The organism is Thermococcus coalescens (assembly GCF_055392585.1).
In genome coordinates, this window is the sequence record NZ_AP043764.1 from 269,806 (window position 1) to 284,060 (window position 14,255).

Annotated in this window: 17 protein-coding genes and 1 tRNA gene; 10 read left to right on the plus strand and 8 right to left on the minus strand. The window is 55.7% G+C overall.

Annotation, left to right across the window (positions count from 1 at the left end):
- The first annotated feature begins 19 nt into the window (after nucleotides 1–19).
- From ACZ5M3_RS01535 to ACZ5M3_RS01545, 3 genes are read left to right on the plus strand one after another with little or no spacing between them, the layout of a single operon-like run.
- Nucleotides 20–811 (plus strand): class II glutamine amidotransferase domain-containing protein, encoded by a 792-nt coding sequence (locus ACZ5M3_RS01535; RefSeq protein WP_464839973.1) that lies wholly within the window; start codon nucleotides 20–22, stop codon nucleotides 809–811.
- Nucleotides 812–855: 44 nt separating this feature from the next.
- Nucleotides 856–1,263 (plus strand): CBS domain-containing protein, encoded by a 408-nt coding sequence (locus tag ACZ5M3_RS01540; RefSeq protein ID WP_464839975.1) that lies wholly within the window; start codon nucleotides 856–858, stop codon nucleotides 1,261–1,263.
- Nucleotides 1,264–1,268: 5 nt separating this feature from the next.
- Nucleotides 1,269–2,804 carry a metallophosphoesterase family protein gene (locus ACZ5M3_RS01545; RefSeq protein WP_464841012.1) on the plus strand — a complete coding sequence of 512 codons (1,536 nt, stop codon included), beginning with the start codon at nucleotides 1,269–1,271 and terminating at the stop codon, nucleotides 2,802–2,804.
- On the opposite strand, the gene ACZ5M3_RS01550 is transcribed toward ACZ5M3_RS01545, so the two are convergent.
- The gene (locus ACZ5M3_RS01550; protein ID WP_464839976.1) at nucleotides 2,770–3,660 is read right to left on the minus strand and encodes a 2-phosphoglycerate kinase; all 891 of its coding nucleotides are present in this window, start codon (nucleotides 3,658–3,660) and stop codon (nucleotides 2,770–2,772) included. The genes ACZ5M3_RS01545 and ACZ5M3_RS01550 overlap by 35 nt on opposite strands.
- Nucleotides 3,657–4,988 (minus strand): 2,3-diphosphoglycerate synthetase, encoded by a 1,332-nt coding sequence (locus ACZ5M3_RS01555; RefSeq protein WP_464839977.1) that lies wholly within the window; start codon nucleotides 4,986–4,988, stop codon nucleotides 3,657–3,659. The genes ACZ5M3_RS01550 and ACZ5M3_RS01555 overlap by 4 nt, the downstream gene beginning before the upstream one ends.
- 163 nt (nucleotides 4,989–5,151) lie before the next feature.
- Here ACZ5M3_RS01555 and ACZ5M3_RS01560 point away from each other — a divergent pair, with 163 nt between their 5' ends.
- Nucleotides 5,152–5,331 carry a hypothetical protein gene (locus ACZ5M3_RS01560; RefSeq protein ID WP_055429436.1) on the plus strand — a complete coding sequence of 60 codons (180 nt, stop codon included), beginning with the start codon at nucleotides 5,152–5,154 and terminating at the stop codon, nucleotides 5,329–5,331.
- A gap of 75 nt (nucleotides 5,332–5,406) precedes the next feature.
- Entirely contained in the window at nucleotides 5,407–6,285 is an 879-nt protein-coding gene (locus ACZ5M3_RS01565; RefSeq protein ID WP_464839978.1) for an MBL fold metallo-hydrolase, read from the plus strand.
- A 1-nt stretch (nucleotide 6,286) separates the two neighbouring features.
- Here ACZ5M3_RS01565 and cas4 read toward each other — a convergent pair whose 3' ends face one another.
- Both cas4 and ACZ5M3_RS01575 read right to left on the minus strand, forming a co-directional pair.
- Complete coding sequence (gene cas4 / locus ACZ5M3_RS01570; RefSeq protein ID WP_464839980.1) at nucleotides 6,287–6,931, minus strand: CRISPR-associated protein Cas4; 645 nt, start codon at nucleotides 6,929–6,931, stop codon at nucleotides 6,287–6,289.
- Nucleotides 6,932–7,109: 178 nt separating this feature from the next.
- A complete protein-coding gene (locus ACZ5M3_RS01575) occupies nucleotides 7,110–7,445 on the minus strand; it encodes a PIN domain-containing protein (protein WP_297093081.1) in 336 nt (111 codons plus the stop codon).
- A gap of 127 nt (nucleotides 7,446–7,572) precedes the next feature.
- Here ACZ5M3_RS01575 and taw2 point away from each other — a divergent pair, with 127 nt between their 5' ends.
- On the plus strand, nucleotides 7,573–8,412 hold the full coding sequence (taw2, locus tag ACZ5M3_RS01580; protein WP_464839981.1) for a tRNA(Phe) (4-demethylwyosine(37)-C(7)) aminocarboxypropyltransferase Taw2: 840 nt from the start codon (nucleotides 7,573–7,575) through the stop codon (nucleotides 8,410–8,412).
- A 3-nt stretch (nucleotides 8,413–8,415) separates the two neighbouring features.
- Here taw2 and ACZ5M3_RS01585 read toward each other — a convergent pair whose 3' ends face one another.
- A complete protein-coding gene (locus ACZ5M3_RS01585) occupies nucleotides 8,416–8,580 on the minus strand; it encodes a hypothetical protein (protein ID WP_464841087.1) in 165 nt (54 codons plus the stop codon).
- Nucleotides 8,581–8,749: 169 nt separating this feature from the next.
- Here ACZ5M3_RS01585 and for point away from each other — a divergent pair, with 169 nt between their 5' ends.
- The 4 genes from for (at nucleotide 8,750) to ACZ5M3_RS01605 (ending at nucleotide 11,888) form a co-directional block, all read left to right on the plus strand.
- Nucleotides 8,750–10,609 carry a tungsten-containing formaldehyde ferredoxin oxidoreductase gene (gene for, locus ACZ5M3_RS01590; RefSeq protein WP_464841013.1) on the plus strand — a complete coding sequence of 620 codons (1,860 nt, stop codon included), beginning with the start codon at nucleotides 8,750–8,752 and terminating at the stop codon, nucleotides 10,607–10,609.
- Between the two features lie 69 nt (nucleotides 10,610–10,678).
- Nucleotides 10,679–10,909 (plus strand): MoaD/ThiS family protein, encoded by a 231-nt coding sequence (locus ACZ5M3_RS01595; RefSeq protein ID WP_464841014.1) that lies wholly within the window; start codon nucleotides 10,679–10,681, stop codon nucleotides 10,907–10,909.
- Nucleotides 10,910–11,030: 121 nt separating this feature from the next.
- A complete protein-coding gene (locus ACZ5M3_RS01600) occupies nucleotides 11,031–11,219 on the plus strand; it encodes a hypothetical protein (protein ID WP_464839982.1) in 189 nt (62 codons plus the stop codon).
- A gap of 6 nt (nucleotides 11,220–11,225) precedes the next feature.
- A complete protein-coding gene (locus tag ACZ5M3_RS01605) occupies nucleotides 11,226–11,888 on the plus strand; it encodes a PIN domain-containing protein (protein WP_464839984.1) in 663 nt (220 codons plus the stop codon).
- Nucleotides 11,889–12,231: 343 nt separating this feature from the next.
- Here ACZ5M3_RS01605 and ACZ5M3_RS01610 read toward each other — a convergent pair.
- From ACZ5M3_RS01610 to tuf, 3 genes are all read right to left on the minus strand, one after another.
- Nucleotides 12,232–12,318 (minus strand) — tRNA-Ser (locus ACZ5M3_RS01610).
- A gap of 16 nt (nucleotides 12,319–12,334) precedes the next feature.
- Complete coding sequence (rpsJ, locus tag ACZ5M3_RS01615; protein ID WP_055429342.1) at nucleotides 12,335–12,643, minus strand: 30S ribosomal protein S10; 309 nt, start codon at nucleotides 12,641–12,643, stop codon at nucleotides 12,335–12,337.
- Nucleotides 12,644–12,695: 52 nt separating this feature from the next.
- The gene (tuf, locus tag ACZ5M3_RS01620) at nucleotides 12,696–13,982 is read right to left on the minus strand and encodes a translation elongation factor EF-1 subunit alpha (protein WP_464839985.1); all 1,287 of its coding nucleotides are present in this window, start codon (nucleotides 13,980–13,982) and stop codon (nucleotides 12,696–12,698) included.
- Nucleotides 13,983–14,255 lie beyond the last annotated feature (273 nt).

Consider the following 14,255-nt stretch of genomic DNA (forward strand, 5'->3'; position numbering starts at 1 on the left):
TTAACCTCCGGTGAAAAACATGTGTCGAATACTCTTTGCCACAGGGGAGGGCAGAGAAATCGCCCCCCTCCTTGACGCGATAGTCAGGGCATCCGAAAACGACCCGTACAAGGAAAAACGCGGAAGGGGAAGACGGCATCAGGACGGCTGGGGCTACGTGCTCCTCAAAAATGGAACCGTAAGGCACTACAGGTCGATGAGGCCCATATTCGAGGACGCCGACACCGTGGAGGCTCTGGGGAGCGAGCTGGAGGGCTTTGTAACGCTCATGGTGCACTCCAGGGCAGCATCCCAGGGCATTAAGAGCCTCTTCAACGTCCAGCCCTTCGCATTCTCCTCAAGGCATGGCTTCACCTTCTGGCTCCTTCACAACGGCGACCTTGATAAGTCCCGCATCATAGAACTGGCGGACCTCGATGAAAAAGACCTCGAAAACGTCTCGGACACCTACGTCTTTGGAACATACCTCTGCAGAAAGCTCCAGAGCCCAACCCTGAGCAACCTGCTGGTCCACTACAGAACAATCGAGGAAACCACGAAATCACTCTTCAACACGGTGACCCTATTCCACCTCTCGGGAGGAGACTTCATCGCGTTCATCACGGCAAGGATGAGTGAGAGGTACATGGAGAACCCCCTGAACTACGACTACGGCAAGCTTCTGCTCCTGAGAAGGGAGAAGCTCTTCGCTGTCGTTTCATCGACGCTGGAGCTCTATTATCCAGCGGAATACGAGGTGGTTCCAAACGAGACCGCCTTCTGCGTGCGCATCCACGAGGATGAATTCGAAGTCGAGACGGTGCATCTGTGAAACGTTATATACGATGTCCTCCTATCCTTATTTTGGGTGGTGGAATGGACACAAACGCCCCGATTAAAGTTTACATGACGAGAAAGCTCATAGGAGTCGAGCCTGACGATAGCATAAAGCGGGCCTGCGAGGTCATGGTGGAGTTCGACATAGGTTCTCTCGTCGTAGTTGAGGATGGCAAGGTCGTCGGCTTCTTCACGAAGAGCGACATAATAAGGCGCGTCGTCATACCGGGACTCCCGAACACGACCCCGGTCAGGGAGATCATGAGCAGTGAGCTGATAAGCGTCGATTCCAACACCCCCCTCCGGGAGGTGCTCGACCTGATGGCAAAGAAGGGCATCAAACACATGCTCATCGAGGAGGGTGGCGAGATAGTCGGGATATTCAGCCTGAGCGACCTCCTAACCGCCAGCAGGAGAAGGCTTGAGACAGCCATAGCGGCTGAGTGATGGCCATGATAAGGATAGCCCACATAAGCGACACCCACATAACGGGCGAGAGCGCTTACAAGGGGTACGCCTACGACCTCATAGTCAACGAGATAAACAGGGGAGACTTTGACTTCGTAATCCACACCGGTGACGTGACCAACCAGGGACTGCGCGAGGAGTACGAGAGGGCCGCCTACGAACTCAGGAAGATTCAGAAGCCGCTGGTTGTTATTCCGGGCAACCATGATGTCAGAAACGTCGGCTACACGCTCTTTGAGAGGTTTATCGGGCCGCTGAACGGCGTGTTTGACTTCAAAGACGGCGTCGTGATATGGGTTGACTCCACAATCCCGGACTTAAGCGACGGCCGCGTTGGAGGCCACAAGTTCAGATGGCTAAAGAAAAAGCTGGAGGAGTACTCGGACAGGAAGTTCAAGATAGTGGCCTCACACCACCACCTCGTGCCCCTCCCGGACACCGGACGGGAGAGGAACGTGCTCTTCAACGCCGGCGACGTTCTCGACCTCCTCCTCAGGCACGAGGTCAACCTCTACACCTGCGGGCATAAACACGTCCCCAACGTCTACCGCATAGAAGACATGGTTGTGGACAATGCAGGCTGTACCTCATGCCGGAAAACCCGCAAGGGCGACGTCAACAGCTACAACGTTATAACCCTCCACGATGACGGGAGGATAGAGGTCAGGATAAAGCGTGTCACAGGCGAGCAGATAATCAAAGAGCACAGGCCTGTTAGACCAAAGCTATTCATCCCGAGGGGCAAAAGGCTCCTCAGGATAGTCCAGATGAGCGAAAGTAACGTCTCAGACAGGATATACTTCAGGCGCAAGGTTCTGGAGAATGCACTCAGGACGATAAACGAGAAACTCAGGCCGGATATAGTGGTTCACTGCGGCGATGTCGTGGATATGGGAATAGAGCGCTACTACGAGAAGGCCTACGAGTTCTACGAGAGGATAAAAGCGGAAAAGCTGGTCGTTCCAGGCCACAACGACATAACCTACCTGGGTTACGACCTGTTCCTGGAGTACTTCGGCGAGCCGGAGATAAAGGAGCTGGGGGGCTTCACGTTCATCCCGGTCATAAGCGCCCAGTACGAGACGCCCATAGGCGTCGTGGGGAGGATAGGTCAGAGAAAGCTCTCCGTGCGCCTTGAGGAGTACAGGGAAACCTTTACCGTCGTGGTTATGCACCACAACATAGTCCCGATACCCAGAAGCAGGGAAGTCGGCTTCCTGGAGGACGCGGGCGACGTCCTCCGCGTCATTACCAGGCGGGAGGCGAACCTCGTCCTGACCGGCCATGGCGGCAACTCCTTCGGAATCAAAGTCGAGAAAACACCCATCGTCAACGCGGGTTCCATAAGCTGGGAGCTCCACCGCAACCCCTACGGAAACACCTTCAACGTAATAGACGTGTACCGGGACATGGTGGTTGTCTTCGAAATTCAAGCAACGTGGGGCTCCGGAAGGCTCGTGGGGATATGGAAGATAAAGGCACCATTCAGGCTTTCATCTTTGCATCTATCCTCTCCATGAGCCGCTCCATTATGTCCTCCATTATTTCATTGACGGTTTTTTCAAGCTCGACGTTGTTTATAACCGGAATCCCGTGCTCCTTTGCCCTCTCCACAATGAACTCCTGTATCTCGATTATCGCGTCCAGATGTTTCAGATAGTAATCGGCCGGCCGTTTGCTGTAGCGCGCCCTCTCGTAGAACCTGGCCTCCAAGTCCTTTCTCCCACTGACGGTTATCACATACATGAAGCTGTTCTCCTTGAGCTCAACGTAGCCTGGAACGAGATGGATGCCCTCAATTATTGCGTTGAATCCCTCCTTGTACGCCCTCTCAAGAACCGCGGCTATGCCGACTGAAACGTGCTCGACCTGATTCCTGAAGCCCTTGATGAGGAGTGAGTCCTCGACATTGCCCCGGGGCATCGTCTTCCACGCAAGGAACGATGACGTGTGGAGGTCCGGCAGCAGTTCAGGCGCGATTATCTTCCTCATGACCTCCCTTATCGTGTCCGTGCCTATGACGCTCCTTATGCCGAGGCGGAAGGCCAGCTCTGTCGCTATCGTCGACTTGCCGACGCCGGTCGCGCCACCGAGGAGTATTGTTATGGGAATCTTCAGCCTCCTGAGCTGGCGCCAGAACAGATAGCGCTTCGCCGCCTCGCTGAGGCCGTGTTCAAGGAGCTTCCTGTACGTCAGTTCCCTTATCTCCTCGGTTGTCACCAGCTTGCGCTTCTTCTCGTTGAGCTCCTTCTGAACCTCCGTCGCTATTATGTAGGCTATACCCACTTCAACGCCGGCAAGGGTTATTGAACGCGTTAGAATGCCCCTTGAAAAGGGCAGACGTATCTTTCTTTCCGGGTCGGTGACGATTATCATCTTCCTCCCTCCAAAATCGAACGTCCCAGCTTCAGGACGGCCTCTCGCAGGTCTTTTCCGTCCACGTTAACTGGCTCGTTGTCCAGATAGATGACCTCAATCCCGTTCTCCAGAGCCCATTTTGTGACGACGTCAACTGCGGCAGCCTTGAGCTCAACCGCAACGGCGTCTATTCCGCTGAAATCCTGCAGGTCCCTCAGGAGCGGTCCCCTCCTGGAGAGGTTGGCCGAGGCGCACACCACCTCCGCCCCCAGCTTTTCGAGCCATTCCCCAGCCCGCGGGAGGGCATCGGCGGAGGTCATGACTAGGCCGAGCCTTTTTCCCGAGACACCCCCCAGGGGCCTCGAACGCAGGGTCGTCAGATGGACATCGGCGTCGGGATTGATCGACCCGACTGCCTCCTTGATGGCCCTGAGGCGTCCTTCGCTCACCGAGTCGGCCATGGTGACCACCACTATGTCGGCCAAGCTTACCCTGAAGGGACCGAAGTAGCCCCTGATGAAGTCCAGCTTCCCCTTCGCGCTGGTTATCAGGATGTAGCCATCGGCGCGGTAGGCGGGAAAGGTTGCCCCGCTGCCCTCCAGGATTATGAGGTCGTTGGGGAGGCTCTCGGCCAGCTTTATCCCCTCGTCTATCACATCGAAGAATGAAAAGCCCGCCATGCCCCCTCCACAGCGGCGGCAGCCTATGGTCGTCACCCTTGAGGTCAGGGCGTCCTCAAAGTGATCCGACGCGGCGTGTTTTCCGCTCTCCGCGAGTTTAACCAGGAATTCGGGGGTTATTTCGAACTTGTCCCCCTCTATCAGCTCCGGTTCAGGTGGCCCCCCACGCCCCATGGTCACTATCACGGGGCTGGCTATCTCCTTGAGGGTTCTCGCTATGAAGCCGCTCACGGCTGTCTTCCCGACCCTCTTTCCGGTGCCTATAACAGCCAAACTGGGCTTTTGTGCCCTTTTGAGCCTGCGGGGGACGAAGTAGAAATCGGCTCCCCTGTACGGGACGCCGTAGAGCATGCAGAGAGACGCTATCTTAAAGCGATCCTCATAGTCGAGCACGGGCTCATCGCTTAAATCGACAACCTCCGTTATCTCGTTCTCTTCAAGGGCAACTCTCAGGGACGTCATGTAATCGCGACCGTGGTACACCCTAACACCGAGCTTTCTCTCTATCTCACCGACGTCTCCAATCTTCTCGCTCCCGCCGAGAAAGACAGCACAGCAGACATCACCCAGCTTCCCCACCGCCCAGGCGGTGACATCGGGGTAATGCTCGCCGTCAATCAGGACGAGCCTTCCCTTTCCCATAACACCACCGTTAACTTCTACCATCTAAGGGGATTTAACCTTTTGCAGACACCCCCTAACGGAGACCACTGAATCATGGGTTGGAACGGACATCGCCCAAGCAACCGTAGGAAGGGTTATAAACCCCGGAGGGGTAAAATAATTGGCAGCCGCCCGAGGGCGGTGCCTGAGATGGAGGTGTGTGGAAATGGCTGAGCTGATAGTTAAGTCCAAGGTTAAGGAGGCCGTCAAGGCCATCGAGCCCGAGATGAGGGTTAACCCAGAGTTCTACGAGGCCCTTGAGGCCGAGATCAAGGCTCTCATCGAGAAGGCCGTCAAGAGGGCCAAGGACGAGGGCAAGAAGACCCTCTACCCGAGGCACGTCTGATTTCTCCCCTTCTTTTTCCTTGTGTTGACGCCGATGCTCTTTTATCTTCCTGCACCTAATCACTCCGGTGGTATCATGGCGCTGAGAAAGTTAGGCGATTCGGCTTATCTCTATCCCGGAAGCCCCTCAACCCTCGTTAGAACCGCCGGAGATGGAGCTGTCATCGTTGATCCCGGTCACGGAAGCGGGAGGCATAAGGACCTCGGGAGAGAGGTCAGAAAGCTCGGGCTCGGGATAAAGGCCCAGCTCGCGACCCACGGGCATGCAGATCATGTGGCAGTAGCGCCCCGGATAGACGCCCCGCTCTTCATTCACCGCTTTGAGTTCTCAATTGCCGAGAGCCCGCTTAACAGGGAACTCCTCACCTTCGGATCAAAAGCGCCGGAGGGTTTTCTTGTCTTCCAGTTCCCGGAGGAGGTCAAGGCTCATGCGGTCTTCGAGTGGGGGGATGAGCTGTTCGGTTTTAAGGTCGTCAAGCTGAACGGCCACTCCCCGGGAATGACGGGCTTTCTGGACGAGGAGAACGGCCTCATCTACGCTGGAGATGCGTTCTTTGGGGAGAGGATCATAAATACAGTGGGGCTGCCGTATCTCATCGACCCTGAGCTATTTAAAGCTTCAATTAAAGAATTGCAGAATTATGCAGAGAAGGGCCTCCTGCTCATCCCCTCCCACGGAAAGGCGGTGAGGGGCGAAGAGGCGACGGAACTGCTCGACTTCAATCTCGGGCGCGTCGAAGAGATAGAGAGCCTCATACTAGACCTCCTCAAGAGCCCAATGGGCATCGACGAACTGGCCTTCAGGATTATGGAGCACTACGGGGTGAAACCCACTCCCCAGAAGCTCGCACTGAACCTCGTCCCGCTGAGGGCTTTCATAGCGACGCTCTACAACAGCGGAGAAATCGAGGGCACAGTCGATAGGGGGCTGAAGTGGAAGCTCAGGGGAGGATGAGCTATTCCTCCCCGTCCGGGTAGCACAGGTACCTGTACGGGCAGAACCTGCAGGTATAGTCGTTCCACCCCTTCGGGGGATTTCCCTTCTCGTATGCGCGCTTGACCGAGTAGAAGTGCTTCAGCGTCTCCCGGAAGAGCTTGCCGTCGTAGGGAACCTCAAAAGCTTTGAAGTTCGGCCCCTTAACGATTGGAAAGCGGGAAAAATCGATTTTGCTGATGACCTTCATTGGCTCCTCGTGGAGCTTGATGTAATAGAGGTAGCCGTACTCTGCCTCGGCCCAGCGAAGGTATACGTTAAGCTGGGCAAGGTGGTAGTCGTAGGGGCTCCTCGGGAGGCTTGTCTTTCCCTTTATCTCGATGGGGAAGTCCCGTATGGCATCAACCCTGCCGTGTATCTCAAAACCGAGCCTGCTGGAGCGGAGTACCATGTGCTTCTCAAGCTCAAAACCGAACCGTCTCTCCAGTATCTCACCGAGAACGTTGTGGGTGTTTATCCCCTGGTTCAGCCTCACCCTAACGAAGTCAGGCCACCTCTCTGGGTAGCCCTTCAGCCTGAAGTATATCCTCCTCGGGCAGGTCAGGGCCTCGCTGGCGTAAAACTCGATAAACCCGTCGTTTTCGTTGTGATTCTCATTCGCCGTCATTCCATTCCCTCCGGGGACGGGGCGGGTCATCGGCCCGCGAACCTCGCCGCCCCTGCGTCAGCTAATACCGACGTCATCACCCATCAGACTGGGCAAGGGTCGTCATCCGCTTGGAGAGTTAAGACTAACCCACCATTTAAATCTTTGGGAAAAAGGTCGAAATGGAGGGAGAACGAAATCAGAGTATGGTGCCCTTCTTCCTCTTGAGCGAGTAGCTCAGGCCGTAAGCCGGCCAGAGGCTCGGCGGCTGCTCGTAGTGGTGAAGGTTGCGGAGTATTTTCTCCGCGGTCTTCCTGTTCCGGGCTTTAACACGCAGGACGCCGCGTTCAAGCTCAACGGTTCCGTTTGAGAGCCTGATGGTGAGCTTCGAGCCGTTCACCTCCGGACGGGCTTTCATTAAAAGCCGCCGGTAATCCTCGTATGCCTCACGGCTCAGCTTCTGCTCAAGAAGGGCGGGTTTTTCACGTGACTTAAACAGGCGGGAAAACCAACTACTTGAAGGCTCATCATCCATACTCCTCATCGACCTCCGGAGGATTTCTCGGTCTAAATTCGTCCTTTAGGTTTTTAAGGATTTCTCCTCGCTTTTTGCCGAAATGACGGGAGAAGGTTTTTTAAAGTTTCAGGCCTGAGTAAGGCCGATGACGAAGACGCAACTGATAAAGCCCCGCATCAGGGAGATTTTGTCCCACGAGCTCCCGGAGGAGCTGGTGGAGATACTCCCAAAGCACTGGGTTCGGATAGGGGATGTGCTGATCCTTCCCATCCGCCCCGACCTCGAACCCTACAGGCATCGAATAGCGGAGGTCTACGCGGAAGTCCTCGGAGTCAAGACCGTCCTCAGGAAGGGGCGCATAGGCGGCGAGTTCAGGGAGACCAACTACGAGATACTTTACGGAAACGACACCGTGACGGTGCACGTGGAGAACGGCATAAGATACAAGCTGGACGCGGCAAGGATAATGTTCTCCCCGGCCAACGTCAAGGAGCGCGTCAGGATGGCAAGGGTGGCCAGGCCCGGAGAACTGGTGGTGGATATGTTCGCCGGAATCGGGCACCTCAGCCTCCCGATGGCCGTCCACGGGAAGGCCCGGGTCATAGCGATAGAGAAGAGCCCGTATACATTCCGCTTTCTCGTTGAAAACATTGAGCTGAACCGGGTTCAGGACAGGATGACCGCCTACAACATCGACAACCGCGACTTCCCCGGCGAGGACATAGCGGACAGGGTCATCATGGGCTACGTCGTGACGACCCACGAGTTCATCCCCAAGGCGCTCAGCATAGCGAAGGACGAGGCCGTGATCCACTACCACAACACCGTGCCCGAGAGGCTGATGCCGGATGAGCCTTTCAGGACGTTCCGGGATATAGCCAGGGAGCACGGCTACGAGGCGGAAAAGCTCAAAGAGCTGGTCATCAAGCGCTACGCCCCCGGTGTCTGGCACGTCGTCGTTGACGTTAGGGTTTTCAAGAAATAAGCCCTACCTCGTCCCACCCCACAGGGGCTCCCAGTCGTCGCATACGAAGTTCATGTGAACAGTTTTCATGTGTCTTCTGCATATTCCCTGCGTCGGAAAGTACGAGTCTATTGCACCGAACCAGCGGCAGTTTTTACAGGCCTTCAGCTCCTCTTTCATCCCGTCCACCGGTGCATCTTTGAGAACAGGACACATAAACCTTTGGACACATCTGCACCGCCGCGAGCAGCGCAGTTAACAAATGAACTTAACTCCGTATTGAGTATGAAACGCTTCCTTTTGCGAAGACCTTATATCCTTCAAGCCGAAAATCTTTCGAGGTGATTCTGATATGGCAATGAAGGGATGGTGGGGAAGAATCCTCAGGGTCGACCTGACCAACAACAAGGTTCACGTGCAGGAGTATTCTCCTGAAATAGCGCAGCAGTTCATCGGTGGTAGAGGTCTCGCCGTCAAGATCCTCTGGGACGAAGTTAAGGGTGCCGACCCGCTCGGCCCGGACAACAAGCTCGTCTTTGCTGCCGGACCTTTCAACGGCCTCCCGACTCCGAGCGGCGGTAAGCTCGTCGTCGCGGCCAAGAGCCCGCTCACCGGCGGATACGGTGACGGCAACCTCGGTACCATGGCGACCGTCCACCTGAGGAAGGCAGGCTATGACGCGATAGTCGTTGAGGGCAGGGCCAAGAAGCCCGTCTACCTCTACATCGAAAACGACAACGTTAGCATACTCAGCGCCGAAGGCCTCTGGGGCCTCGACACCTTCAAGACCGAGGAGGAGCTCAAAAAGATACACGGCAAGAACGTCGGAATCCTCAGCATCGGCCCCGGCGGAGAGAACCTCGTCCGCTACGCCGTCGTCATGTCCCAGGAGGGAAGGGCAGCAGGAAGGCCCGGTATGGGTGCGGTCATGGGAAGCAAGAAGCTCAAGGCCGTCGTCATAAGGGGCACCAAGGAGATTCCGGTCGCTGACAAGAAGAAGCTGAGCGAGCTCTCAAGGGAGGCCTACCAGGCGATACTCAACTCCCCCGCGTATCCGTTCTGGCACAGGCAGGGGACGATGGCAGCGGTTGAGTGGACGAACGAGAACTCGGCACTGCCGACCCGGAACTTCCAGGACGGTTCATTCGAGTTCGCCCGCTCCATAGACGGATACACCATGGAGGGCATGAAGGTCAAGCAGAGGGGATGCCCCTACTGTAACATGCCGTGTGGAAACGTCGTCCTTGACGCTGAAGGAAAGGAGAGCGAGCTTGACTACGAGAACGTTGCCCTTCTTGGCTCCAATCTGGGCATTGGAAAGCTCAACGAGGTCTCGGTTCTCAACAGGCTCGCCGACATGTACGGCCTTGACACGATCTCTCTTGGCGTCTCGATTTCCTTCGTGATGGAGGCCGTTGAGAGGGGACTCCTCAAGGAAGGCCCAACCTTCGGGGACTTCGAGGGCGCCAAGCAGCTCGTCGAGGACATCGCCTTCAGGAGCGGCGAGCTCGGCAACTTTGCCGCCGAGGGCGTCATGAGGATGGCCGAAAAGCTCGGTGATGACAGCTTTGCCATGCACGCCAAAGGCCTTGAGGTCAGCGGATACAACAGCTACATCTACCCGGCCATGGCCTTAGCATTCGCCACCAGCTCCATCGGCGCCCACCACAAGGAGGCCTGGGTCATCGCATGGGAAATCGGCACCGCGCCGATCGAGGGCGAGCAGGCCAAGAAGGTCGAGTACAAGGTCACCTACGACCCGGAGAAGGCCGCCAAGGTCATTGAGCTCCAGCGCCTCAGAGGAGGTCTCTTTGAGATGCTCACCGCGTGCAGGCTCCCGTGGGTCGAGGTCGGCCTGAGCCTCGACTACTATCCGAAGCTCCTCGAGGCCATCACCGGCGTCAGGTACACCTGGGACGACCTGTATAAAGCAGCGGACAGGGTCTACGCCCTCATCAGGGCCTACTGGGTCAGAGAGCTGGGCGAGAAGTGGGGCAGGCACATGGACTACCCGCCCAAGAGGTGGTTCATCGAGGGCCTCAAGAGCGGGCCCTACAAAGGCCAGCACCTCGACAGGGAGAAGTACGACGAGCTGCTCAGCGAGTACTACAGGCTCCGCGGCTGGGACGAGCGCGGAATCCCGAAGAAGGAGACCCTCAGGGAGCTCGGCCTCGACTTCGTTATTCCGGAGCTCGAACAGATCACCAAGCTCGAGTGATTCCCTCTTTTTCCTTCAATTTCCAGCAAGCTTTTTAGCCTCCCCCAAGAACTTCCACCGGTGATGAGAATGGTCAGGATAAGGATTATGGGGGCGTTCGCCCACCTCGCAAAGGCAAGAGAGCTCAACGTAAAGATAGAGGGAAAAAGGAGGGTCGATGAAATTCTGCGCGAGGTCATTCCGCGCTACGACGAGTTCCACGAGAAGATAATCATGATAAACGGCCACCCCGCGAGGGGCGACGCCGAGGTCGAGGACACGGACGAGATAAAGGTCATGCCGGTTTTGAGCGGGGGTTAGGGCTCTTCGTTTCTTTGCTCTGGAGTCAAACCTTCGAAACGGGAAACTCGCGAAGGTTGAAGAAATAGGGAGTTGAGTATTAGGAGCAAGGATTATTAATGCTTCAATCCATGATAATCCGGTGAGAAAAATGGCCACAAAGAAAAAGTCTAAAAAGAAAAAGACCAAGCGGATCCACAATCCACTCACTGGAAAGTACTACATTGCTGAAGTCCAGCCAGATGGACGATATAAGATAATCGGGTTATGGCACCCACCAAAGAGGAAAAGCACTAAAAAGGGAAAGTCGGTATGGAGTCTTCTGGGCTGAACGGCCATGGTAAAGGTGTTCGTTGATACGAACACAGTAGTTCACTGGCTCGTTATCAAGAAGATGATGGAAGAGCGAGGAGAAGATGTGGCCGAGAGGTACAGGAAGTTACAGCAGTCTTATACTTTTATTGAGAAAGTTCTAAGGGGAGAGTTCAATGAGGTAGAGTTCTACATATCACGCCTAACTTTGGCAGAGATGACGAAAGCCCTTGTGGATTTTATTGTGTACGAAAAGATGCGCCTCGACGGGGTTGCGGCCATTTACTGGGGGCGTTACTTTAAGGAGTACCTTTTAACAGATGATGAATTTGAGAGCTTCCTTGAGGGAGTTATCGATGCCTCTAACATACTTGAGGAGAAGCTGAACGTCCTTGACGATGAGCTCTTTGACCTTGAATATTACCCCTTCTTCGTGGCAAGGGCAGGACTGAGCGCTCACGATGCGATTCTATTAACGACTGCGATAAAACACGGGATGAACTACTTTGTTACTATGGATAGGGACTTCCACGACATGCTGGAGGATCGGAAGCTTAAAAACGTTAGAGATTACTTCAAGAGGATTGGGATGTCAATAGTGAGGCCGAAGAGGATGATTCAGATTTTGGGGGGTGGAGAAGGAGTGCAGAACCCGAGGAAATCATTGAGGCTTTTATGGTATTCTTAGTCATTATGATCACTGGATGGATGATGCTTGATATTGACGTAGCAAGATCCATTGGAATGGGTGGCTTTTTGTTGGAGTCCTCGGAGTGGTGGGTATTATTACTCTGCTGATAGCTAAAATACTGGGTGAGAGCTGATTGCACTCCAGTACAACGAGATAAGGCTTAGAGAAGTCTGGATATCAGTATACTGCTAGTAGGTTTCTGTTTCTGCATAATTCTGGGGGTGTGGGGGCGTTAGCCCCCCAGTAGTTTGAGAAAAAGCGGGGTTGCGGGGTGGAACCCCGCATCGGGGGTTTGAGAGTACAGAGAGATAAGGGGGCGGAGCCCCCTTGTCTTTCGTTGTGGCGCCGGGGCAGGGATTTGAACCCTGGCGGGCTAACGCCCACGGACTCTCCAGGCCCGCGCCTTCCCAGGCTAGGCTACCCCGGCGCATAAATGAGAGGAATCAGGAGATGAGCTCGATCTCGATGGTGACGTCTTCCGGAACGCGGATGCGCATGATCTGGCGCATGGCCCTTTCGTCGGCCTCGATGTCGACGAGCCTCTTGTGAACGCGGAGCTCAAACTTGTCGAAGGTTGCGGTGCCCTCGCCGTCCGGGCTCTTCCTGGTGGTGATCCTTATCCTCTTGGTCGGAAGCGGTATCGGGCCGCTCATCCTGACGCCGGTCCTCTCGGCTATCTGCTTGATCTGGTCGGTGACCTCGTTGAGGGCCTTAATGTTGGTGCTTGCGAGCTTAATCCTTGCCTTCTGCATTTCAGTCCCTCCCAAAAGTTCAAGGAAGTAAAGGAAAGGTCAGAGAAGGGCTTCACTCGCCCTTCTGGATGGATATGACCATACCTGCAGCGACGGTCTGGCCCATGTCACGGATGGCGAACCTGCCCATCTGCGGGATCTCCTTGACCGGCTCGATGACCATCGGCTTGGTCGGCCTGAGGACGACGATGGCGGAGTCACCGGTCTTGATGAACTGCGGGTTCTCCTCGACGATGTTGCCGGTCCTCGGGTCGAGCTTGGCGAGGAGCTGCTCGAACCTGACGGCGACCTGGAGGGTGTGCGCGTGGAGGACCGGGGTGTAGCCGACGGTGATGGCGGTCGGGTGGTTGAGGACGATGATCTGGGCCTTGAAGGTGTCCTTCGGCCTGACGACGGTCGGCGGGTTGTCGCTGTGTCCGGCAACGTCACCGCGCTTTATGTCGTTCTTACCAACGCCACGGACGTTGAATCCGATGTTGTCACCCGGAAGGGCCTCCTGCATGGCCTCGTGGTGCATCTCGATGCTCTTGACCTCACCCTGGATCGGCTTGTGGAAGATCGTTGAGGCCGGCTCGAAGATGACGACGTCACCGACGCGGAGGACACCGGTCTCGACACGGCCGACCGGGACGGTACCGACACCCTTGATGGAGTAGACGTCCTGGATCGGGATGCGGAGCGGCTTGTCGGTCGGCTTCGGCGGCTCGGGTATCTGGTCAAGGGCGTCGATGAGGGTCGGGCCGTTGTACCAGGGCATGTTCTCGCTCTTCTTGACGACGTTGTCACCCTCCCAGGCACTGATCGGGATGATCGGGAAGTCCTTGTAGCCGAGCATCATGAGGAGCTTCTTGACCTGCTCAGCGACCTGCTTAAACTTCTTCTCGTCGTAGTTGACCATGTCCATCTTGTTGATGGCGACGATGATGTGGCCGATACCGAGGGTTCTGGCAAGGAAGGCGTGCTCCTTGGTCTGCGGCATGACACCGTCGGTGGCGGCAACCACGAGAACGGCGGCGTCGGCCTGGCTGGCACCGGTGATCATGTTCTTAACGAAGTCCCTGTGGCCCGGAGCGTCGATGATGGTGATGTACCTGTGCGGGGTCTCGAACTTGGTGTGGGCGACGTCGATGGTGATACCCCTCTCGCGCTCCTCCTTGAGCCTGTCCATGACCCAGGCAAACTTGAAGGACTTACCCTTCTCACCCATCTCCTCGAACTTCTTGATGATGTTCTCCGGTATGTTGGCGGTGTCGAAGAGCAGCCTTCCAATTGTGGTGCTCTTTCCGTGGTCGACGTGGCCTATAAAGACGATGTTAACGTGCGGCTTCTCCTTAGCCATTTCCATACACCTCCATATTTTGGTCTAGTCTCGTTGACTAGGATGGCTTTTTAAATCTTTCGAACCTCGGCCCCCTCGGGCGGGAAACCCACCGTTTCTCGGGGAGGCCTCATGAGTTCCGACCCTAAGTTACGAAGCGGGTTTAAAAAGTTAACTAATGGGCGTTGGCAGGAATCTGTCAATTTTTAGGGCGAACCCGCAAGTTCAGCCTCCATCACCAGTACCCATCCTTCAGAGGCCATAACGCCAGTGTCTCACGGTCAGCCATAAAAC